The organism is Gemmatimonadaceae bacterium (assembly GCA_016720905.1).
GTDB lineage: Bacteria > Gemmatimonadota > Gemmatimonadetes > Gemmatimonadales > Gemmatimonadaceae > Gemmatimonas.
On sequence record JADKJT010000008.1, the window covers coordinates 166,214 to 188,190 of the forward strand.

Below are 21,977 nucleotides of genomic sequence, written 5' to 3' on the forward strand. Positions count from 1 at the left end.
TGCGCGAAGCGAGTGGCATAGCGAAACGATCACGACGACGGAGAAGGAAGAGTGGTGACGGTCAGCCACGCCGACCGCACGCGTTCGGCGGCGGCCAGCACGGTGGCGCGCTCGGCCTCGGACAACCGCCGAACGCGCGCACGGAGGCGAAGAGCACGTGCGCCATCGCGCCACGCGAGGCCCAGGTCGCCAAGTCGAGGAAAGAGCATGACCACGGGCACGGCCCACCACCCAGAGACTGATGCCGCGCGAAAGCCCAGCGCGATCAGGCCGCCCAGGACCACGTACCCCAACAAGATAAGGTGTAGGCCCGGCATAATTGCCCTCGCGATCACATCCGTGCGCACCTTGGCCGTTCGTTTGGCGAACTGCCACACGCCCCACATCAGTGGCGCGTGCAGCGCGAGGCCAACGACAGCCGGGATGGCCAGTGCGCCCATCCACGTCCAGGTCGGCCAAGACGCCTGTGCGTTCTTTCGACCAGCCGCATCCAAAACTCTGACCGCGTCCCGGGCTGAGGTTGGCGTGCCGCCGACCCTGCGCATCCAACCGGCGAAGTCGTCGGCGATCGTTCGCCAGTGAACTTCATCAGATACTCCCGAATGACGATGTTCACCCTCCTCCACCAGCCGACCGCAGCGCCCTTGCACCGAGGCCGCCGTCTCAAGGATCGGTATCGACGCGCTGGCCTGGTTGGCCGAAACCGCCGCTACCAGTCGATCTCGCGCGTCAGCATGCGACCAGCTGCTGCTTGATCGCGCGACGTCCATCAACTCCTGGTGAAGGCGAACAGACAGCTCGACCGCCGACGAGTCGCTCTGCGATTCGACCCAGGCCCGGAGCGAGAAGGGAACTCCAAGCACAACGATCAGGTCACTTCTGGGCGTTTGAGCGGCTTCATACTGAAGACCGAATCCAATAAGCGTTACGTCGCTTTTCGAAGCATCATCGATTCCCTCAAGCGCCATTCTAGCGACACCTGAGCGCGGTTTTCCGATGTGACTCGAATCGTGTACTCCACCTTCCGGGAAAACGCCCACCAGGTCGCCGGCGGCGAACGCGTCTTGAACTGACGCGAACGCCGAGCGGTTCACGGCGGCGGTATCGACACCTTTCGCGCGCATTTTCCGGGCATCACGAACCCGCGTGACCGGGATGACTCCCATCCCTTGATAGGTCGCCCGCGCCAGCGGAAGCGTGACAGCTGAGATCGTGGCCACGTAGCGCAGCGGCCGTTCCGTGGTGAAGAAGCCGGCCAGAACATCTGGCAGGTCATTGGGGTGGTTCCCGAACATCAGCGTCGCGCCCTCGGCGGGTACGCGCTCGCGGCCGATGTACCGGATTTCCCGATAGCACCAGCGAAGGGCCCTCCGGCTGATCCAACGGATGATGATCGGGACAAGCGTGACTGACATGGCGGGCGAAAGAAAGCCTGCCGGTAGCGACCGCGCGACAGGTCGGGCGACGTAGCGGACCCACGCTTGAGTCATTCTTGTTGAATATCTACGTCATGCGACGTATGTCTGACGTATACGACTAGTGGACATGATGAGGCAGATGATTCTGACGTTCTTCCCAGAGGTGCCACCATGTCTCGCCTTGTCTACGCCGGCCTTCGCGCTGTTCGCTTTGTCATGGCTCTCTCGCTGACCACCGGTCTGGCCCGCGGTCAGAGCTCGAACACCGCCGACCGTGAGGGCCGAGTCGATTCGATCGGCCGTCGTCGAATCCAGCCGTTGCCGGCATTGGCGTCCGCGCCCGAGACCGGTCTCCAGTACGGTGCCACGGTGCTCGCGGTCTGGGAACCGGCGGCGCGTCTATCCACGCGGCCGTCGTCGTTGCTCGCCTCGGCGTTACGCACGGGAAAGCACCAGACACGCGTGCGGATGGAGGCTGAGCACTGGGCTCGCGGTAACACACGCCGGATCGCCGGGACTCTGCAGTGGCAGGAGTTTCCACTGCCTTTCTATGGCATCGGCGACCGGTCGCCCGAGACGGCGAAGGAGATCTTCACACCGACCGGCACGGAAATGACGCTCACCCTGCAGCAACGCCTGACCGGCACGTGGTACGCCACGGGTGGTGTGCGCCATGTCGATCAACGCATCGTCGCCGATACCAGTGGCGTCTTGCGCGCCGGGCGCATTCCGGGCAGTGCCGGCGGCATGATCACCGAGTGGACGACCGGTATTCTGACCGACACGCGCGACAATCTCTTTGCGCCGCGCTCGGGTCACTGGATGCAACTCAGTTACGCGCGCAGCGTGGACGGCGCGTGGTCAGACTATGCCTATGGCACCGTGCGCGTCGACGCGCGCGCCTATGCAACAGTGGCCACGGAACATGTCGTTGCCACCCAGGTGCAGCTCATTGGCATCGACGGCGTCGCCCCGTTCGATCAGCTGGCGTTGGTGGGCAACAGCGACATCCTGCGCGGTTACGCGCGCGGGCGCTATCGCGATCGCTGGCTCGTCGCCGCGCAAAGCGAGTATCGCTCGCCAATTCGTCGCCGGGTGGGAGGCGTGGTATTCGCGGGGGCCGGCCTGTCGGCACCCGCAATCGATGCCCTTGGTGGTCGCCGACTGCTTCCCACATACGGCGCCGGCGTCCGCGTGCAGATTGATCAACGCCAGCGCACCGGCATACGCGTTGACTATGGTCGGGGACGGTCTGCGGCGTCGGGACTGTACATCGGATTCAATCAGGCGTTTTAGAAACCCTAGCGCGAATATGAGTCCAGTCATGCACCCCGGCGCGCCGCGCGCAACACCCATCGTTGGCCGCGAGCGCGAACTCGAGACGCTCGAACAACTGCGCCTGCAGGCCGCGCGCGGTGAAGGTGTCGTACTGCTGGTCAGCGGCGACGGAGGCATCGGAAAGACTCGACTCGTTTCCGAGCTCGCCCGCTCCGCCGCGCAAAGCGGGTGGCACGTCATGGTTGGCCGGGCCTACGCGCTGGAAGCGTCCATACCGTACGCGCCGTTTGCCGATGCCTGCGAGCCAGCGCTGACGGCCATGGACGGCAACCTGTTGCTTCGCCTGACCCGCGGCGACCGCGCGGTGCTGACCGCGTTGGCGCCATCGCGCGGCGGCAGCGCAACAGCAGAGGCGCGTGCCAGTGGTGCCAGTGCCGCGGAGCAGCGCCTGCGCCTCCATGCGGGCATCCTCCAACTGTTCACGCGCCTGTCGGAACGACAGCCGCTGTTGCTGGTCCTGGAGAATCTCCAGTGGGCCGACGACTCGTCGGTGGAACTGCTGCATTTCCTTGCGCGGCAGGTCGCGCCGCATCGCCTGCTGCTGGTCGGGACCTGGAACGAGACCGAGCGGCCTCTCCCCGACTCGCTGCGCACCATGGTGCGATCGGTGCGCGCGCTGGGCGTCGCCCGCGACCTGCGACTCGAACCGCTCACCGCTGCCGCGCTCGGCCAGCTCGTCACGCAGCGCTTTGACGTCAGTCTCGAGTCGGTTGCCCCTTTTGTCGGCGCCCTGCACGATGCAACGCGCGGCAATCCGTTCTTCGTGGAACAGATGCTCGAAGAGCTGATTTCGCGTGGCACGTTGAAGCACTCCGGTAGTGTGTGGGTTGGATGGCACCTCGAACACATGGCGTTGCCGCACTCAGTGCGCGATGTGCTGCAGGCACGCCTTGAACGCCTGCGTGCGGATGCGCGCGGACTCGCCGATGTCATCGCCGTCAGCGGCACGGCCATCGGGCATGAGGTGCTGCGGGTCGCGGTGCGCGATCTCGAGTCACCAACCGACGGGATGGACGACACGCGACTGTTGGCCGCTCTGGACGAGCTTCGGCTGCACGGGATTGTCGTCGAACAGGTCGTGCAGGGGGCCATCACCTACGACGTCGCGCACCCCATGCTTCGGCAGGCACTCATCGACGCCGTGGGGCTGGCTCGTGAACGCACGATGCACGCGCGCATTGCGACCGCACTCGAGTCGGCGCACGCGGAGCACGCCGACCGTTACGCCGAACAGATCGCGGCGCACTGGCGTCTGGCCGACCCGGCGGCCAACACGCGTAATGCGGTGCGTTGGCTGCTCCTGGCGGGTCGGCAGGCGATGGAGCGCCTTGCACGACGCGAGGCGGCCGCCGCGCTGCAGGCCGCCCTCGACCGCGCCGACGAATACCCTGAGGCCGTCGACGCCGACATCGTGCCGGTACTGCTTGATGAACTGGCGCGACTGTACCGACGTCTTGGCGAGTATCATCACGTGATCGCCATGTGCACTCGCGCACGGGATCTGGCGACGCGTCGTCACGATGACATCGGGGTGGCAATCGCCGAGCGGCGTCTGGGCCTCGCCAATGAAGGGCTGGGACGTCGGCGCGAAGCAGTCCAGCACTTTGACGCCGGGATCGCGCGGGCGGCGAGCGACACGATGCTGTTGGCGCGTTTGCGATTGGCCAAGGGCGATTCACTGCAAGCCCTGGGACAACCGCACGACGCGCGTCGCGAGATTGCCCAGGCGCTTGAATTGGCGGAGCAGCGCGGCGACGTGGAACTGCTTGCGCGGGCGCATCGGTCGCTGCTCAAGTTGCATACGTGGTCGGGTCCGGCACACCGGGCCTGGGCGCATGCGCGCAGCGCGGTTGAACTGGCCGAGCGAAGCGGCGCGCGCAACCTCGCGTGGTCGGCACACTGGACCGCAGCGGTATTGGGCGGATTCACGTCCAATATCTCGGCACTGCAGCATCATCTGGCGCGGGCCACGTCGCTGGCCGACGAGCTGCGCTCACCGTTGTTGCAGCTGCGGACGGTGGAGATATCAATCGAGTTTCACTCGGGCACCAGCAACTGGGATCGCGCGCTGGTGGAGGGAGAACTCGCCATAGCCAACGCCCGGGCCCTCGACCAGACCACCCTGCTGGCGCGCCTGCTGTACTGGGTGGGCAGCGTGTATCTGTACCGTGGCGAAACGGCAGAGGCGCAGCGCCTGTTCGATGAGGCGTGGATTGTCTCGGGCGCGGATGCCGTCGATCTGGACCAACCATTCGAGGTGCACGGTGTGCTGCCGGCGTACAGCGCGCGCGTCATGTGGCTGGGTGCGATCGGTGACCATGCGCGCGCCCTGTCGGTCGGACGCGCGGCGCTCGCGGTAGCGGATCGCACGGGCTATGTGGCGTGGGCGGTCTATCGACTGATCCCCGCCATTGCGGAGGCCGCGCTGGCACTGGACGACCGCGACACGATTGCGGAAATGGGAACGCGCCTGACGCGGGACTCCGCACTACTCGCGCATACCGTCGGTCGTGGCTGGGCGAGTGTCGTCGAGGGCGACCTCGCGCATCGCGCCGGATCACTGGACGCCGCGATCGCAGCGTTCCAGCAGGCGATTGCGATACTGGAGGCGGTGCCATTTCCCTTCGATGCCGCGCGGGCGCGGTTACGGCTGTCGCGCGTGCTGCAGGCGCACGGTGAACCCGATGAGGCCGCACAGGAGGCACGCGCGGCGTTGCAGGTGTTCGAGAGTCTCGGTGCGCGGCCGGCCGTCGACGAAGCCCGCGCGCTCCTTCGCACGATGGGCGCGCGCCTGCCGACACGACGCATCACGCCGGGAATTGACGGACTGACCGGACGCGAGCAGGAGATCGTGCGGCTGATTGCGCGACGCCTGAGCAACAAGGAAATCGGCGTGCGGCTCGACATCTCCGCACGGACGGTTGGCACGCACCTGGCAAATGTCTTCGACAAGGTCGGCATTCGGGACCGCACCGCGCTCGGCGACCTGGCGCGGGAGCAGGGCCTGCATCGCGACGGCTAGGTGGGGCGTGATCAGGACCGCGTCGATGTTGACGTCGTCCACCAAGGTCCGCACGTTCTGACTCGCTGGTCGCGCCCAACCTCCCCCCGGTCCCCACACCATGACTTTGCTCCCATCGCGCGTCGTTCACATCATGACATTCGTCGCCGCCCTCTTGCTGGCGGTCGCGCCGCGCGAGTCCGGTGCTCAGCTGGCGGATACCAAGGTGCTTACCGTTGCGGCCGTGAAATCGATGCTGGCCGCCGCGGAGGTCACGGCGAAGTCGAACGGGTGGAACGTGTCCATCGCCATCGTCGACGCCGGCGGCGATCTGGTGGGGTTTCTCAAGCTCGACGGCGCCAGCGTCGGGACCGTGCAGATTTCGCAGGGCAAGGCGCGCACGGCGGCGCGATTCGGTCGACCCACCAAGGTCTATGCTGATCGGATATTGAGCGACACGCTGACCTTCCTGTCGGTGGAAGGACTGTATGCGTTGCAGGGCGGGCTGCCCATTGCGGTCGGAGGGCGCGTGATTGGTGCGGTGGGCGTGAGTGGAGCCACCAGCGCGCAGGACGAGCAGGTAGCGGCGGCGGCGATCGCGACGATCAAGCCGTAGCCGAACGGCCGTTCTCCGCCCGGCCGGCTTACACGCGATCCAGCGGCCGATGCGGTTCGGGAGGCAGGTACACCGTGATGGCGTCGCCGGCGGTCACCTCGCCGCCGGCGAGCACCACACCCATGATCCCCGACTTGCGGATCAGTGAGCCATCGGGACGTTTTTCGAGCACGGCCTTGGTCAGCCCGTCCTGAAAGTCATTGAGCTGATGACACGGATTGCGCAGCCCGGTGATACGAACACGCGCGGTGGCACCCAACTGCAGTTCGGTGTCGACCGGCAGCGACAACAGGTCGATGCCGCGGGTGGTGATATTCTCACCGATGTCTCCAGGGGCAATCACGAATCCTTTGGCCGCCAGTTCCTCGAACAACTCGGCATGCACCACGTGCACCTGGCGGAGATTCGGCTGGTCGGGATTCTGCGCCACACGTGAGCGATGCTGGACGGTGACGCCCGCATGCGCGTCACCCTCTACACCGAGTCCTGCCAGTAGTCGAATGCGCGGTACCACGGGCTTTGAGAACTCGTGCGATGAACTGCGGCTGACCGAAATAACGCGGGGATGGCCAATCATGGCTGCCTGAGGGGTGCGAGAGTGTGCGTGGTCACGCGCCTTGCCGAGCCACGGTCACAGTATATCGTTCGCAGGGAATTTCGCGTGTACCGCTGTTTCATCAACCGCCTGAACGACCCATGAATCGCCTTTTCGCCCTGCTCTGCCTGCCGCTGGCAGCAATCACCGCGCAGCAGCCGCCTCAGATTGCCCGCATTGTTGTCTTGCCCGCCAGTCGCAGCATGACCGCCGGCGACACGCTCCGCCTGCGCGCGGAGGCTCGCGACGCGCAGGGGACCGTCATTCCGGGTGTGACCTTTCGCTATCGACTGGGCGGCTCGGCGCGCTTTGAAGGGCGCGTGGATTCGCTCGGACTGGTGACCGCCGGGTCCACCGGTATCCTGCCAGTGACCGTCACCGCCACACTCGCCGGCGCTGCACCGAAGTTCGAAGTCATCGAGATTCGCGCGCTGCCCGGGCCCGTGTCCAAGGTGGAGGTAGCGCCCGTCACGGCAAAGCTGGTGACCGGACAGCGGCTGCGCGTAACCGGTCGGGCGTTTTCGACCGCAGGCGACAAACGTGCTGATCGTGTGACGTGGAAGAGCTCCGCGCCCGCCGTGGCGAGTGTGTCGGATGCCGGTCTCATTACCGCCCTGAAGTCGGGATCCGCCGTCGTCACCGCCAGCGTCGGGGCGGTCAGCAGTGCTGTGGCAGTGACCGTGGCGGCCGGGTCGCTGACGTCGCTCGCACTAACGCCTGGCAATGTCGAGGCGCGCACGGGCGACGTGATTCGATTTGTCGTGTCGGCCAAGGATGCAGCCGGAAAGGCCATCTCGGGCCTCACACCGACCTGGAGCTTTGCACCGGGCCACGGTGCCATTGACGGCGACGGCGCCTTTGTCGGCTACGAGGCCGGCGAGTACACGGTCACCGCATCGTTCGGTGCACGCAGTGTGGAGTCCACGATCACGCTGGCCGAGCGTGACATCCGTCGCCCGCTGTCGCTGGTGGGTCGCCTGCCACGCTCGCGGTTCAGCACCGAGGAAGTGTGGCTGCATCAGGACGGCAAGCACGCCTATCTGGGCTCGGGCTCCGGTGGCGATGTGTTGTATGCGCTCGACATCAGCAATCCGGCCAACCCCGTCGTCACCGATTCGGTCATCTCCAACACGCGCCGTGTGAACGACGTGATGACGTTTCCCGACGGCAAATTCCTGGTATTCACGCGCGAAGGCGCGAGCGACCGCAAGAACGGCATTGTCATCTGCTCGCTGGATGATCCCGCACATCCCAAGCCCATCGCCGAGTTCACCGACGGCGTGACCGGCGGTGTGCACTCGGCGTTCGTGTACAAACAGGACAAGTTCGGCACGTTCATCTTTCTCACCAACGATGGCACGGGCGCCCTGCACGTCATTGACGTGAATGACCCGTATCATCCCAAAGAAGTGGCGCGTTGGAAAACCGAGGGGCGTCCCGATGCCGGACGGTCACTGCATGACATCGATTTGCGGGACGGGCTGCTGTACGCCAGCTACTGGAACGACGGTCTCATCGTGCTGGATGTCGGGAACGGCATCAAGGGTGGATCTCCCTCGAATCCGGTGATGGTCTCCCAGTACAAGTACGATCTGAACGCGATGTACAAGCAGGTGGAAGTGGACGGCGGACCCGGCTTCATTCGCGGGACGCATACCGCATGGCGGCACAAGAACTACGTGTTCATTGCCGATGAAGTGTTTCCGGCCGCATACCCCAAGGGCACGAAGGACGCGGCGGCAAGCCGCGCGTACGGGCGCCTGCAAGTGCTCGATGTGAGCGATCTCGCGCATCCGAAGCCGGTCGCGTGGTATGAGCCCGAGTACGGCGGCGTACACAACGTGTGGGTGGCGGGCGACACATTGTACATGGGCGCGTACAACGCCGGCTTCCGCGTGTTCGACATATCCGGTGAACTGCGCGGCGATCTGCGCGCGCAGGGACGCGAAATCGGGCACCTCAACACGGCAGACATGGAAGGCCATGTGAAAAACTCGGCCATGACGTGGGGCGTGGTGGTCAATCCCAAGGACGGCCTTGCCTACGTGAACGACGACAACAACGGTTTGTGGATCATTCGCATCGAACCGAAGCCCACGGTGAAGGTCGTTCCATAGTCATGCACGGTACCGCCGTTGTTCGTCGCTTCACGTATGCCAGTGCGGTCATGGTAACCGCGCTGGCGACCCGCGCAATTTCGGCCCAGACGCCGCCGCCCGCGCGGGACTATCTCGTGCTCGTGGCCAGTGAAGCCGTAGACCGCGTTGCCCTCGTCCGGTTCGGCGCCGGTGGTGCGACGATTGAGCGCGAGCGCTATGTCGGTTGGTCCACCATGGAAGTGGCTGGTCCGCATGGTGTGGCAGTGGCACCGAATGCCAAGCAGTACTTCGTCACCACGGCGCATGGGACGCCGTTCGGCCGTCTCACCAGGTTCAACACCGAGACGAATGCCGCCGAAGGCAGTGTGATGTTGGGCAATTTTCCGGCCACCGCCCAGGTCACACCTGACGGGTCGCTCGTGTTCGTCGTGAATTTCAATCTCCACGGCGATATGGAAACGAGCGACGTGTCGGTGGTCTCGGCCAACGAGATGGTCGAGATCGCGCGCATCAGCACCTGTACCATGCCGCACGGGTCCCGCATCAGCACCGACGGCACACGCCACTACTCGGCGTGCATGATGGATGAAGAACTGGTCGAAATCGACACGCGTACGCTGGCCGTCAACCGCCACTTCTTTCTGACCAGGGGCAAGGAGATGGGTATGACCGGCGCGCCGCCGGTGCGCGGTGCGGCCGCACACGCGAATCACGACATGGGTGGGCACGGCATGGAGCCACCCAAGCCCGGTGACGTGACCTGCTCTCCCACGTGGGCGCAGCCATCACGCGACGGCACGCGCGTCTGGGTCGCGTGCAACAAGTCCAGCGAGATCGTGGAAATCGACACGAAGACGTGGAGTCTCGTGCGTCGGCTGCCGGCCGGTCCCGGCGTGTACAACCTCGGGGTGACCCACGACGGCAGCAGGCTCCTCGCCACCAACAAGCGCGATGCCTCGGTGTCCGTATTCGATGTGGTGACCGGAAAGGAACTGGCGCGCATTGCCACCACGCGCAAGGTCGTGCACGGCGTCGCGGTGTCCGACGACGATCGCTATGCGTTCATCTCCGTCGAAGGGATTGGCTCGGAACCCGGCACGGTGGACATCATCGACCTCGCGACCCTCAAGAAGGTCGCGAGTGTCGATGTGGGCCAGCAGGCCGGCGGCATCGATTTTGTGCGATCGGAGCCAACACGGCGCTAGCGAGGGGTTAGCTCGCTGGCCGCTGCGGAGATGCGATATAGTTCACCGGGATCTCTCCGGTGAGTGTGCCCAGCCAGGTCACGATTGATGTCACTTGCGCGGGCGTGAGTTCCTTGCCGAGCTGATGATGCGCCATCAGACGCACCGCTTCCTCAAGGCTGGCAACCGACCCGTCGTGAAAGTACGGTCCCGTCTTGTCGACGTTGCGTAGAGAAGGAACCTTGAAGACGAACAGGTCCTTCGGATCCTTCGTCACCTGATAGCGACCGCTGTCGCCTTGTGCGAACCACGGGGCAACGAGCCCCGCTTTCTGGAACAGGCCGCCGCCCACGAAGGCGCCGTTATGGCACTGTTGGCAACCGGCCGCCATGAACGTCTGGAGTCCTTCCCGTTCGGGTGCCGTCAACGCGGTGCTATCGCCGGAGAGCAAGCGATCCCAACGGGCGGGGGTCACCAGTTTTCGCTCGAAGGCGCCGATCGCACGGCCGACATTGTCGTAGGTGATGGGCTCTGCCTCGCCGGAGAATGCGGCACGGAATGCGGCCACATAGCTCTTCGACGCGCGCAAATGGGCCAGGACCGCCGCCGAATCGAGCATCCCCATTTCAACGGGATTGAGGATTGGTCCCTTGGCCTGCGCTTCGACATCCGATGCCCGTCCGTCCCAGAACTGCGCGAAATGGCCGGCGGCGTTGTACACCGTCGGTGCATTGCGTGTCCCGGCACGACCGTCGTGGCCCAGCGACACCTTGCGTCCATCGGCGCCCCAGCCGTTCAAGGCATGGCAGCTGTTGCATGATACGTCGTGGCCATCGGACAGCAATGTCTCGTAGAACAGCGTGCGTCCCAAGGCGATCTTTGCGTCGCTGAGCGGTTGACCAGACACCTCAAGCTGGGCGGGGAGTGGCGCGAAGACTGCGAGTGCCGCCGGAGTGAGCACGATCGCGTCTGCATTGACCGTGGTTGCGGCCTCATTGGTGGCTTGGCGCTCGGCTTTGCAGGCGCCAAACATCAGAGCGCCGGCGATCGTCAGCGCGGTCAGAAATCTTGGCATGGGAACTCCCTGGTAACTAGTCGCGGATCGAAGCCGATCCGGGCAGGTCGACCGGCAGCGTCATGCGCGAGCCGGAAACACCTCGCCACCCGAAATGTCGCGCCCACCCACGAAGTGTCTGTCGGGGAAGTGCAACGACGCCGTGAGGGAATCGCGCCCGTCGGCCATGGTACGCGGACTCGTCGTCACCGCTTCAGCGTGTCCGTCCCCCCGGGCGCTGACGGACATATTGCGCGTAGCTGGGCGTCGATGAATCGAGGCCGAATTTCATGCCCTGTTTACGCGCGTTTTCACGCCCATACACCGGATTGTAGGCCCAATACACCGCCATCCGGTACGGCGTGCGCATGTGTGTCTTCAGGTCCAGGAACCGCTTGAGCATCGTCAGTGGTGCGCTCCAGATCCTGCGTGCTTCAGCAAGGGCATCGGTCAGCTGTTGCGGGTCAATATTCCGCGGAGTGAATGCCGCGTGGTTGAACCGGTATTCGGGATGGTTCCACCAGCGCCCGTCCCACAACAGTCGGCCCTCCGCCTCGAGGGTCCGGTACAACGGTGTGTTGGGATACGGCTTCAGGATGTTGAAGGCGCCGAAGGCGAACTTCTGCGCGATCGCCCAGTCGAGCGTACGCCAGATCGTGTCAATCGTATCGGTGTCATGTCCGAACGTGAAACTGGCCCACGTTTGCAGCCCGTGGTCGCGGAGCACCTCGAGCTGCCGCGCGTACAGCGGGTCGCGGTGCACCGACAGGTTCGGTGCGGCCTTGCGCATCCCCTTCAGGTCGGCCGCATTGAGACTCTCGAAGCCGACCACATGACCCAGGCATCCGCTGTCGGCCAGGAGCGACATGAGTTCCCGATCGAGCGTCATGTCGATCGACGACTGCGAGACCCACTTCAGCTTGAGGGGAATCATCGCGCGGCACATCTCCTTCGCGTGCTCCCGATTGGCACAGAAGTTGTCGTCCACGAAGAACACCATCTTGTGGTCACGCCGTTCCAGCTCCTCGAGCACCTGATCGATGTGGCGATGGAACACTTTCCGGTCGAAGAAGGCCGAGATGGCGCAGAAACTGCACGCGAAATGACAGCCGCGACTGAATTGCAGCAGGCTGATCGGGAGATACCCTTTGCCGACGTACAGGTCGCGGCGCGGCAGCACGCGCGGCGCCTGCGCCACCCCCGGCTGCGCGCAATACCGCGGCTTGAGTCGGCCGGCCTTCGCGTCGGCTACGACATCGGTCCACCCCTGTTCCGCGTCGCCGGTAAACACACTGTCGGCGTAGGCTTGCGCTTCATCCGGTACGAGCGTGGGGTGCATCCCGCCCAGAATGACCTGCACCCCGCGTTTGCGATACTCGGCCGCAATCTGGTACGAACGCCGGGCCGTCCAGGTCTCCACCGTGATGCCGACCAGATCGGTTGGCTCGTCGTAGGGGATCGCTTCCATGCGGTCATCGTACAGCTTGACGTCGACATCGGGTGGCGTGAGCGCGCCGATCACGCCCAGGGTCAGGGGCTCCATGCGGCTCTCTTCGACATAGAGCGCGTTGTCGGCGGTGCCCATGCGGGGCTTGATCAGCGTGATGCGCATGTCCGCTCAACCGTGAATGGGCGACGCATCCGCCGCATGATTGGTGATCGCCCAACCGTTCGTGTCCGTCATCTGGTCGGGCACCGACCCGCGCGGATCCAGTCCGACGCCGGGAATACCGAGCGGCGAACCCTGCTTCCGGTGGATCTCGGTCCGCGAGACAAGGTTGGTGGCGAGATAGACGCCCAACGCATAAGGACTGCGCATGTTGGCAGGCAGATCGAAGGCACGTGAGACGATGCTGCGCGCGCTGTTGAACTGCGAGCGCGCCCAATAGCAGCCGGCTTCCAGTTCGGCAGGGGTCATCCCCACCGGCCGGAACACCGCGCCTCCGTAGCGGTAGGTAGAGTCCAGCCACCACGGATCGTTGAGGAGTCGACCTTCGCGCCGCAACCGATGGTACAGCTTGGTGCCCGGCATCGGCGTGAGCGCGTTGAAATTGGCGAGATAGAACTTGTGTCGCAGCGCAAATTCGAGGTTGATCTTGAACGAATCCGGGGTGTCCCGGTCATAGCCGTGTACGAAGGTGCCATAGATCATCACGCCGGCGTCCTTGAAGCGCGCGATCGACGTGTCGTAGTCCTGATGCCGCACATTCCAGCCCTTCTTCATCTGCCGCAGGTTACCCGTATCGAGACTCTCGAAGCCAATCACCACCGAGATGCAGCCACTGCGGCGCAGCAGGTCCATCAGCTTTGGATTGCCGGCGACGTCAATCGAGATTTGGCTCGACCAGCGGATCTTCAACGGCACGAGCGCCTCGAAGAACTCGGTGGCCCTGGCCTCGTCCACGAAGATGTTGTCATCGACGATGAAGACATGGTTGCGGTCGAGTGCCTCGATCTCCCGGATCACCTCCGGCACCGACCGCTGCCGAAGGTTGCGCCCGTAGAAGGCGCTGATGGAACAGAACTCACAGGCGTATTTGCAGCCACGCGCGTACTGCACCAGCGGAATCGGCGCGTAGCGTTTGCCGCCGTAAATGGAGCGATCGGGAGCGATCGTCTCCAGCGGCGTGAGTCCGGGTTGTCGGTAGATCGGCTTGAGTCGCCCGACGCGCGCGTCGTCGAGGATCTCGCTCCAGATCCCTTCCGCATCACCGATCGCGATGGCGTCGGCGAATTGCAGTCCTTCCTCGGGCATGAACGAGGGGTGATAGCCTCCCAACACCACCGGGACGCCACGCTTCCGATACTCGGCCGCCAGTTGATAGGCCCGGCGCGCGGTGTACGTCTCGACGGTCATGGCGACCAGGTCGGTCGGCTCGTCGAACGGAATCGTCTCGAAGCGATCGTCGTACAACACCCGCTCGATGTGCGCTGGCGTCATCGACGAGAGATACGCGAAGACCAGCGGGGTCATCGCGTCACTCGCCCTGCGGTCTCCGATATTCGGCCTGATAAATGTGACTTTCATTGGCGGCCTCCACGCGCGGGACAGCTGAGACGCCCCATCTGGATCATGCGGTCGGGTTGCCCGACAGGCAAGCGCGCGTTGATACGTCGAGTGACGTAGCGTTCGACGTATTGCTACCCACCCGCCAACAGGTATGATATGCGTGTCGTCAACTGCCGAGGTGAACAGTGTCTACCAATAGCGTGCCGGACGAACGCATGACCCCTTTGCGCATCGCACTTATCTCCCCCAAAGGTCCGTTGTATCGACACCGTGGCGGGATCTGGCGCAAGTCGCTGCGCTACCAGCCGCTGACGCTCACCACACTGGCGGCGCTCATCCCCGCCGACATTCCGCACACGGTGCAGTGTATCGACGAAGGGATCGCCGATGTGCCCCTCGACCTCGATGTCGATGTCGTCGGGCTCACCGTCATTACCGGGACGGCGGTGCGCGCGTACGCCCTGGCCGACCACTTCCGCGCGCGGGGCATCACGGTCGTACTCGGCGGCCCGCATGTCACTCTCATCCCCGACGACGCGCAACCGCACGCCGATGCGATCGTGGTGGGCTACGCGGAAGACACCTGGCCGCAGCTGCTGCACGACATCGTCGCCGGCACGCTCCAGCGCCGGTACACCATGGCGCCGGGCCTCAGCCTCGCTGACCGACCGTTCCCGCGCCGCGATCTGCTGCCCGGCCGCCACTTCATCACCAACAATGTCTTCGAGGCCACGCGCGGCTGCGTGCATCCCTGCGAGTTCTGCGTGGTACCCACGGCATGGGGCCGCAAGCCGTTCCTCAAGCCGGTGGCCGACGTCGTCGCGGACATCCGTCGGCATGGCGCGAAGAAGCTCATCTTCATCGACCTCAACCTCATCGCCGACCGGGAACACGCGAAGACACTCTTCACGGCGCTCATTCCGCTCAAGCTCAACTGGTACGGCCTGGCCACTGTCCTGCTGGCCGACGACCTCGAGCTGCTTGAACTCTGCGCCCGCAGCGGATGCCGCGGATTGCTCATGGGACTTGAGTCCATGTCGGCCGCAAACCTCAAGGGCAGCCGCAAGGGATTCAATTCACCGGATAACTTTGTCCGCGTTGTCGAGCGCTTGCATGCGCACGGCATTGCGCTGCAGGGCTGCTTCGTGTTCGGGCTCGACGAAGACACGCCGGATGTCTTCCTGAAGACCGCCGAGTTCGCCGTGCAGGCCAAGATCGACCTGCCGCGCTTTGCCGTGGTCACGCCGTTTCCCAATACGCCGCTGCACAAGCGGTTGGAAGCCGAGGGACGCATCCTCACGCGCAACTGGGAACTGTACGACGCGCAACATGTGGTGTTCCAGCCGAAGCACATGAGTGTAGAGGAACTGCAGCGCGGGATCGAATCGGCCTGGAAACATGCCTACAGCTTGAACGGGATCTGGCGGCGCATCCGCCAGTCACCGGCGCCATGGCCGGTGCGCATCGGCACAAACCTCGGCTATCGCTTCTACGCCAACAACCTGTCGCGGTTCTACAACTGCGACTGGATCATCGGGCGCGCGCCGTCAGGACAGGACATGGGATACGTGGAGACCTCCACCGATGCCGCGACCGCCGAGGTGGGCTCGTGAAGCGGTTCCGCGTCACGCTGGTCCACCCCTGCGTGGGACGCGTCCCCGGGCAGGAATACATCAAGACGTGGCAGATGGAATCACTGCCGGCGGCCGCGCTGGCCGGCCTCACGCCGGGCGACATCGAGGTGAAGTTCTACGACGACCGGTTGGAGCCGGTGCCATTCGACGAACCGACCGATCTCGTCGCCATCAGTGTCGAGACCTACACCGCGAAGCGCGCCTATCAGATTGCCAGTGAATACCGGCGTCGCGGCATTCCGGTGGTGATGGGCGGCTTTCACGCATCCCTGTGCCCCGACGAGGTCGCGCGCTACGCGGAAGCGGTGGTCGTCGGTGAGGCAGAGACGCTCTGGGGCCGCGTGCTCGATGACGCCCGGCATGGCACACTGCAGAAGTTCTATCGGAGTGAGGGGCGTCCGTCACTGGAACTGCTCCGTCCCGATCGGTCGATCTTCCGCGGCAAGCGCTACTTGCCCATCGGCCTCGTGGAGGCCGGTCGCGGGTGCCATTTCCGTTGCGATTTCTGCGCGGTGCAGACCGTCTTCAACCAGACACAGACGCGCCGACCGATCGACCGCATCCTTGACGAGTTACGCGCCCTCAAGGACTCCAAGCGCATCTTCTTTTTCGTCGACGACAACATCACGTCCAACATCTCGCAGGCCAAGGAGTTCTTCCGCGCCCTCATTCCGCTGCGCATCCGCTGGGTAAGCCAGGCCAGCATCAATGCGGCGCACGACGAGGAATTCCTCGACCTCCTGGTGCGCAGTGGATGTCAGGGCGTGCTGATCGGCTTCGAAAGCCTGAATCCGGCCAACCTCACCGCCATGAACAAGACGTTCAACACGGCGAAAGGCGGATTCGAGAAAGCGCTGGCCAACCTGCGCCGCCATCGCATCCGCGTGTACGGCACCTTCATCTTCGGTTACGACGGCGACTCCGAAGAGAGCTTCCGTCCCACCGTGGAATTCGCGCAACGACATGGCTTCTACATCGCGGCCTTCAATCACCTCACGCCGTTTCCGGGGACGCCGCTGTATCAACGACTCGAGGCCGAAGGCCGGTTGCTGTACGAATCGTGGTGGCTGGACGACCAGTACAGCTACAACCGCATCCCCTTCCAACCGCGCGGCATGTCGCCCGAGGCGCTGCAGCGCGAGTGCCTGGGCGCGCGACGCGAATTCTACTCGTGGTCCAGCATCTTCCGTCGCAGCGCCGACACGGTGAATCGATCCAACGCGTTCATGTGGCGGAATTTCTTCCCGATCAACGCGATGCATCGCGGCGACGTCAGCCTGCGTGATCACTACCCACTGGGAGACCTGTCGTGGCGCGGCACCTTGCTGACCGCGAACTGACGGAGGCACCCGGGAAAGCCGCGTCGGCCGCCGGAGCACCGGACGGCTTTGCACTCGCCACTCCCCGTGACGAAGCCGAGGTGCGGACGCTCCTGCGGCGCGTGGTAATGCCGGGAGCGGTTCGTGTGGCGTTCACGCGTGAACCCGACTACTTCGCCGGTGAGGGCCTGGCCGGTGCGGACGACCGCACGCTCATTCATCGCGCCGACGGACCGGTGAATGCGGTCGCGCGACTCAGCCTGCATACACTGCACCGCAACGGCACCGCGCGGCGCGTGGGCTATCTCGGCGAACTGCGGGTCGCGCCCGACGCCAGACACGGCGCGCGCATCCTGCGCGATGGTTTCGATATCCTGCACCGCCAGGTGCGCGAGAATCACGTCGAGGGCTGCTTCACGAGTATCGCCACCGACAACGTGCGCGCACGCCGGGTCCTCGAGCAGGGGCGGCGGTTTGGTCTTCCGGTCTACACGCCCATCGCGGATCTCGTCACGCGCGTCGTGCCGGTGAACCGTGCGACGCGCGAGGCGGCGGCAGACGGCACGACGGGACCGGCCGCCGCGCCCGTCGACCGCGATGAGCTCACCGGATTCCTTCAGCGCCACGCGCGGTCTGTGCAGCTCTCGCTCAGCTGGGACGACGCGCGGTGGCAGGCGCTCGCCGAACACGGTGTCGGCCTGCGCGACTTTTCGGTTGTGCGCGAGCGCGGCCGCATCGTCGCGGCCGCGGCCGTGTGGGATCAACGCGCGTTCAAACAGACCGTTATTTGCGGCTACGACGGGCTGCTGCAGGTGTCGCGGCCGCTGGTGAATCTGTTGGCTCGCTTCGGCGTCGCGCCTTTACTGCCGCAACCCGGCACCACGCTGGCGCTCGCATCGGTCCTCGGTATGGCCGTGGACAGCGATACGCACTGGGCGACGCTCTGGAACACCCTTCGCCAGACGGCAGCGCACCGTTCGATTGACTGGCTGGTGTTGGCGCGCGAGGCACGCGACCCGCAATTGTCCGCGCTTCGTCAGTGTCGGCGCGGCCGCGAGTATCACACGCGCTTGTACGATGTGCGATGGTCCGACGCGCCCGCCTGGCCCGATCGCTGGGACGCCAGTCCGTTTCGGCCCGAGGTTGCGCTGCTATGACCGTCCGTGGGTTCGACACCGCGCACGATGTCGCCGATGCCGCGCCGCGCGCATCGCTATCGGACAGCGAACGTGACGAGCTCTTCACCCTGCTCGACACGTACTTCGAAGGAGTGAACCGGGCGCAGTTCCAGGCCGATCTCGAGGAGAAGGACTGGGTGCTTCGCATCTTTCGTGGCGAACGACTGGTCGGATTCTCCACACTGCAGGTGTACACCGCGACGTTCGAGGGCCGGTCCCTCAACGTGGTGTACTCCGGGGACACGATCGTGGCGCCCGACGCCTGGGGCTCACCGGTGCTCGCGCGCGCCTGGATTGCCATGGTGCGTCGCATCCAGGGTGAACGCGCGTTGGAGCCCTGGTACTGGTTGCTGCTCTCGTCGGGATTCCGCACGTACCGGTTCCTCCCGGTATTCTGGCAGGAGTTCTGGCCGCGACATGACGCGCCAACACCGCCGTTCGCCGCGCGACTGCTGGCACACCTTGCGCGCGCGCGATTTGGCGCCGCGTACGACGAAGTCGCCGGCGTGGTGCGATTCCTGCGACCACAACGGCTGCGTGCACCACTGGCCGCCGTTCCCGGCGGGAAGCGCCGCGATGAACACGTCGAGTTCTTCCTGGCGCGCAACCCGGGGCATTCCGCTGGCGATGAGCTGGTGTGTCTCACCACGCTCGGCGACAACAACCTCACCGCCGCCGGAGCGCGCATGGTGCGTGGCCTCAGTCCGGGTGCGACATCCGACGTGACGGCATGAACGGCGGCGCCGCGATGGCCAATGCCTGCTGGCTCGCATCAAACATGGCGGCCCGTCAACGATTCCATCGCGCGCTGGCGGCGCCCGCCGAGACCCAGCACGCCTGGCTTCAGGCGCAACTCGCCCGCCATGCGGCCAGTGATTTCGGCAACGGACATGACTTTGCCGCCATCGCGGACTACGCTGGTTTTGCGCGTCGCGTGCCGCTGGCCGACTACGATGATTTCGCGCCGTGGATTGGCCGCATACGTCGCGGCGACACCATGGTGCTCAGCATCGATCCGGTCACCCATTTCGCGCCGACCAGCGGATCGTCGGGTGCCCGCAAGCTCATTCCGTTCACTCGCGGACTCACGACGGCCTTCGACGCGGCCGTTGGTCCGTGGATGCTGGATCTGGCACACCGACGTCCTCGGCTGGTTGGCGGACCGGCGTATTGGTCGGTCTCGCCGCTCTCCACCACCGAGACGATCGCCGATCCGGCGCGAACGAGCGATAACGCAGGCGCCGTCCCGATCGGGTTCGCCGATGATGCCGAATACCTTGGCGGCGCCAAAGCGTGGCTCGTTCGCCGGGCGATGGCCGTGCCGGCATCGATCCGGCACGTGCGTGATGAGCGCGCCTTCTGGTGCCTGTCGCTGCTGGCCTTGCTGCGACAGCCGGAGTTGCGGCTCATCTCCGTGTGGCACCCATCATTCCTCGAACTGCTGGTCGCCGCTGCCGTTGAGGCCTGGTCCGAGTTGCTCGAGGCGGTTGCGAGCGGTTCAAATCCGTGGGAGGTCGCGTTGCCGTCGGCCGCTCATGCGGCGTGGCGTGCACCGGCCAATCGCGTACGCGCCGCCGCGCTGCGTCGAATCGGCGCGTCGAACTGGCCCGCCTGGTGGCCTCGGCTTCAGGTTGTCAGCTGCTGGGGAGAGCAGGCGGCGCAATCGGGATGCGACCGTCTCCGCTCACGATGCGCCGAAGACGCGCCGCGGGTGCTCGTGCAGCGCAAGGGTCTGCTGGCCACGGAAGCCGTCGTCACGGTGCCGTTCGCTGACGCGCTCCCGCTGGCGGTGTGTTCACACTACTTCGAGTTCCTGCAGGACGACGGCGATATCCGACGCGCGCATGAACTCCGGCCAGGGGCGCACTACGAGGTCATCGTGACCAACGGCGGCGGATTGTGGCGCTATCGCTTGGGTGACGTGGTCGAGTGCACGGGACATCTGGCGGCTACGCCGACCCTGCGCTTTCTCGGACGAGGTGGCCATGTGAGTGACCTGCGCGGTGAAAAGCTCAGTGAGCCGTTCGTCGCGGAAGCATTGCGGGGTCTGTGGGGCGACGATCCGGCGCCCGCCGTCGCCGTGCTCCGGGGTTGGGAACGCGGCGCGGCGGCCGGATACGAGCTGCTGTTGTCAACCGAGTCATTGGCGGGGTCGGTCGAACGCGTGGCGCAACGATTGGAAGCCTTGCTGTGGGAAAACCCGCATTATGCATTGGCGCGACGGTTGGGTCAGTTGGCACCGCTGCAGGTCGTGACCATTGGCGAAGACGACGCACGTGACGCGTTGCGTGCGCACGCCGGCCGACTTGGCGAGGCCAAGCCCCGCACACTGGTGCGCGCGCCGACGCGCGAAACCGGCCGCCATCCCGCACACACAGGGAGAACCGCCATATGACTGACCTGCCCCCATGGCGTCCGGGTGGCGGTGTGCCGCTCACGCGGCGCATGGTGGTGCGCGATGCGGCTCGCTTCGCCATCACCATTGGCGGCGTCGGAATGACAGTCGTGCTCATGCTCTTTCTGCTTGCCCTGTACGACGGCGTGCGCACCGAAGCCAACGGGTGGGTGGCGTCCCGTCCCATCGATGCCTGGGTGGCGCAGATGAACACCACCAACTTCATCAAGGCGTCGTCGTTCCTGCCGACGGCCGTTGGGGACACGCTTCAGGCAGAAACGGGTGTTCTCGAAGTGTCACCGCTCTTGCGCGTCATCACGCTGTTGGACGTGGGCGCGCAGCGGGTCACGGCCATCGTCATCGGGTTGGAACCCGGGTCGGCGCTGGGTCGTCCCGACGTGGTCAAGGGCTCGCCGTCGGTGCGCGGCGGCGGCATCGTGCTCGACTGGGCGCTGTCGCGCCGGATGAAGGTCGGCATCGATGATACTCTCGTCATTCAAGGCCACACGTTTCGCGTGACCGGTCTCAGCCGGGGCACCAACTCCGTGCTGACCCAATTTGCTTTCGTCACCTACGACGATGCACGCACGCTCCTTGGGCTGACGAACGTGGCCAGCTACTTCCTCGTACGGGCGGCACCGGGCATGCAGAAGGACACGCTCATCGCCCGTTTGCGCGCGCGACTGCCCAAGGCGGCAGTACTGTCGCAAGCGACATTTGCCGAGAACAACATGGACGAGATGCGCGGCGGCTTGCTGCCGATTCTCTCGACCGTGGCCGTGCTGGGCAGCATTGTCGCCGTCGCCGTGCTCACGTTGCTGCTGTACGGTTCGGTACTGGAACGACGCGAAGATTACGCGCTGCTCAAGGCCATCGGCGCGCCCTCGCGTGTCCTCGGCCGGGTGATGCTGGGTCAGGCGCTGGCCGCCGTGTGCGGCGGCATGATGGTGGGAGGCATGGTCTACGCGATCGCCGTACCGATGGCCGAGGCGCTCGCGCCGGCGGTGCCGCTGTCGCTGTCAGCGCGAAACGCCATGTTGGTCGCGGCAGGCGCACTGGTGACTGGCGCCTTTGGAGCGCTCCTGCCGCTGGGCCGCATTGCACGCATTCATCCGGCCGAGGTGTTTCGCGCATGA

16 protein-coding genes are annotated in these 21,977 nt (G+C 65.2%); 11 read left to right on the top strand and 5 right to left on the bottom strand.

The window, feature by feature from the left end; all coding sequences use genetic code 11:
- Positions 1-29: 29 nt before the first annotated feature.
- Positions 30-1,415 (bottom strand): 1-acyl-sn-glycerol-3-phosphate acyltransferase, encoded by a 1,386-nt coding sequence (locus IPP90_09290; protein ID MBL0170909.1) that lies wholly within the window; start codon positions 1,413-1,415, stop codon positions 30-32.
- A gap of 174 nt (positions 1,416-1,589) precedes the next feature.
- Between IPP90_09290 and IPP90_09295 the strand changes: the two genes are divergently transcribed.
- The 3 genes from IPP90_09295 to IPP90_09305 all read left to right on the top strand — a co-directional run bounded on the left by IPP90_09295 (position 1,590) and on the right by IPP90_09305 (position 6,373).
- Complete coding sequence (locus tag IPP90_09295; GenBank protein ID MBL0170910.1) at positions 1,590-2,714, top strand: BamA/TamA family outer membrane protein; 1,125 nt, start codon at positions 1,590-1,592, stop codon at positions 2,712-2,714.
- 28 nt (positions 2,715-2,742) lie between these two features.
- Positions 2,743-5,778 carry an AAA family ATPase gene (locus IPP90_09300; protein MBL0170911.1) on the top strand — a complete coding sequence of 1,012 codons (3,036 nt, stop codon included), beginning with the start codon at positions 2,743-2,745 and terminating at the stop codon, positions 5,776-5,778.
- A gap of 133 nt (positions 5,779-5,911) precedes the next feature.
- Complete coding sequence (locus tag IPP90_09305) at positions 5,912-6,373, top strand: heme-binding protein (GenBank protein MBL0170912.1); 462 nt, start codon at positions 5,912-5,914, stop codon at positions 6,371-6,373.
- A gap of 28 nt (positions 6,374-6,401) precedes the next feature.
- On the opposite strand, the gene IPP90_09310 is transcribed toward IPP90_09305, so the two are convergent.
- Complete coding sequence (locus IPP90_09310) at positions 6,402-6,950, bottom strand: MOSC domain-containing protein (GenBank protein MBL0170913.1); 549 nt, start codon at positions 6,948-6,950, stop codon at positions 6,402-6,404.
- A gap of 119 nt (positions 6,951-7,069) precedes the next feature.
- Here IPP90_09310 and IPP90_09315 point away from each other — a divergent pair, with 119 nt between their 5' ends.
- On the top strand, positions 7,070-9,085 hold the full coding sequence (locus IPP90_09315; protein ID MBL0170914.1) for an Ig-like domain-containing protein: 2,016 nt from the start codon (positions 7,070-7,072) through the stop codon (positions 9,083-9,085).
- A 2-nt stretch (positions 9,086-9,087) separates the two neighbouring features.
- Positions 9,088-10,272 carry a YncE family protein gene (locus IPP90_09320; GenBank protein MBL0170915.1) on the top strand — a complete coding sequence of 395 codons (1,185 nt, stop codon included), beginning with the start codon at positions 9,088-9,090 and terminating at the stop codon, positions 10,270-10,272.
- A gap of 7 nt (positions 10,273-10,279) precedes the next feature.
- On the opposite strand, the gene IPP90_09325 is transcribed toward IPP90_09320, so the two are convergent.
- From IPP90_09325 to IPP90_09335, 3 genes are all read right to left on the bottom strand, one after another.
- Complete coding sequence (locus IPP90_09325) at positions 10,280-11,326, bottom strand: c-type cytochrome (GenBank protein ID MBL0170916.1); 1,047 nt, start codon at positions 11,324-11,326, stop codon at positions 10,280-10,282.
- A gap of 193 nt (positions 11,327-11,519) precedes the next feature.
- Entirely contained in the window at positions 11,520-12,917 is a 1,398-nt protein-coding gene (locus tag IPP90_09330) for a B12-binding domain-containing radical SAM protein (protein ID MBL0170917.1), read from the bottom strand.
- Between the two features lie 6 nt (positions 12,918-12,923).
- Positions 12,924-14,279, bottom strand: coding sequence for a B12-binding domain-containing radical SAM protein (locus IPP90_09335; protein MBL0170918.1), 1,356 nt, complete (start codon positions 14,277-14,279; stop codon positions 12,924-12,926).
- 251 nt (positions 14,280-14,530) lie between these two features.
- On the opposite strand from IPP90_09335, the gene IPP90_09340 reads away from it, so the two are divergent.
- From IPP90_09340 to IPP90_09365, 6 genes are all read left to right on the top strand, one after another.
- Complete coding sequence (locus tag IPP90_09340) at positions 14,531-15,928, top strand: B12-binding domain-containing radical SAM protein (GenBank protein ID MBL0170919.1); 1,398 nt, start codon at positions 14,531-14,533, stop codon at positions 15,926-15,928.
- A 74-nt stretch (positions 15,929-16,002) separates the two neighbouring features.
- Complete coding sequence (locus IPP90_09345; protein ID MBL0170920.1) at positions 16,003-17,289, top strand: radical SAM protein; 1,287 nt, start codon at positions 16,003-16,005, stop codon at positions 17,287-17,289.
- Positions 17,259-18,425: a hypothetical protein gene (locus IPP90_09350; GenBank protein ID MBL0170921.1), complete on the top strand. Its 1,167-nt coding sequence runs from the start codon at positions 17,259-17,261 to the stop codon at positions 18,423-18,425. Before IPP90_09345 ends, IPP90_09350 begins: the two co-directional genes overlap by 31 nt.
- Positions 18,422-19,180, top strand: coding sequence for a hypothetical protein (locus IPP90_09355; GenBank protein MBL0170922.1), 759 nt, complete (start codon positions 18,422-18,424; stop codon positions 19,178-19,180). Before IPP90_09350 ends, IPP90_09355 begins: the two co-directional genes overlap by 4 nt.
- Positions 19,177-20,841, top strand: coding sequence for a GH3 auxin-responsive promoter family protein (locus IPP90_09360; GenBank protein ID MBL0170923.1), 1,665 nt, complete (start codon positions 19,177-19,179; stop codon positions 20,839-20,841). Before IPP90_09355 ends, IPP90_09360 begins: the two co-directional genes overlap by 4 nt.
- Positions 20,838-21,977 carry an ABC transporter permease gene (locus IPP90_09365; protein MBL0170924.1) on the top strand — a complete coding sequence of 380 codons (1,140 nt, stop codon included), beginning with the start codon at positions 20,838-20,840 and terminating at the stop codon, positions 21,975-21,977. The genes IPP90_09360 and IPP90_09365 overlap by 4 nt, the downstream gene beginning before the upstream one ends.

Excerpts from the sequence above, each read along its gene's own strand:
- IPP90_09310 (MBL0170913.1), bottom strand. The coding sequence starts at position 6,950 with ATGATTGGCCATCCCCGCGTTATTTCGGTCAGCCGCAGTTCATCGCAC.
- IPP90_09295 (MBL0170910.1), top strand. The coding sequence starts at position 1,590 with ATGTCTCGCCTTGTCTACGCCGGCCTTCGCGCTGTTCGCTTTGTCATG.
- IPP90_09330 (MBL0170917.1), bottom strand. The coding sequence starts at position 12,917 with ATGCGCATCACGCTGATCAAGCCCCGCATGGGCACCGCCGACAACGCG.
- IPP90_09355 (MBL0170922.1), top strand. The coding sequence starts at position 18,422 with ATGACCGTCCGTGGGTTCGACACCGCGCACGATGTCGCCGATGCCGCG.
- IPP90_09365 (MBL0170924.1), top strand. The coding sequence starts at position 20,838 with ATGACTGACCTGCCCCCATGGCGTCCGGGTGGCGGTGTGCCGCTCACG.
- IPP90_09360 (MBL0170923.1), top strand. The coding sequence starts at position 19,177 with ATGAACGGCGGCGCCGCGATGGCCAATGCCTGCTGGCTCGCATCAAAC.
- IPP90_09325 (MBL0170916.1), bottom strand. The coding sequence starts at position 11,326 with ATGCCAAGATTTCTGACCGCGCTGACGATCGCCGGCGCTCTGATGTTT.
- IPP90_09320 (MBL0170915.1), top strand. The coding sequence starts at position 9,088 with ATGCACGGTACCGCCGTTGTTCGTCGCTTCACGTATGCCAGTGCGGTC.
- IPP90_09290 (MBL0170909.1), bottom strand. The coding sequence starts at position 1,415 with ATGTCAGTCACGCTTGTCCCGATCATCATCCGTTGGATCAGCCGGAGG.
- IPP90_09345 (MBL0170920.1), top strand. The coding sequence starts at position 16,003 with ATGGAATCACTGCCGGCGGCCGCGCTGGCCGGCCTCACGCCGGGCGAC.
- IPP90_09335 (MBL0170918.1), bottom strand. The coding sequence starts at position 14,279 with ATGACCCCGCTGGTCTTCGCGTATCTCTCGTCGATGACGCCAGCGCAC.
- IPP90_09315 (MBL0170914.1), top strand. The coding sequence starts at position 7,070 with ATGAATCGCCTTTTCGCCCTGCTCTGCCTGCCGCTGGCAGCAATCACC.
- IPP90_09300 (MBL0170911.1), top strand. The coding sequence starts at position 2,743 with ATGCACCCCGGCGCGCCGCGCGCAACACCCATCGTTGGCCGCGAGCGC.
- IPP90_09305 (MBL0170912.1), top strand. The coding sequence starts at position 5,912 with ATGACATTCGTCGCCGCCCTCTTGCTGGCGGTCGCGCCGCGCGAGTCC.
- IPP90_09340 (MBL0170919.1), top strand. The coding sequence starts at position 14,531 with ATGACCCCTTTGCGCATCGCACTTATCTCCCCCAAAGGTCCGTTGTAT.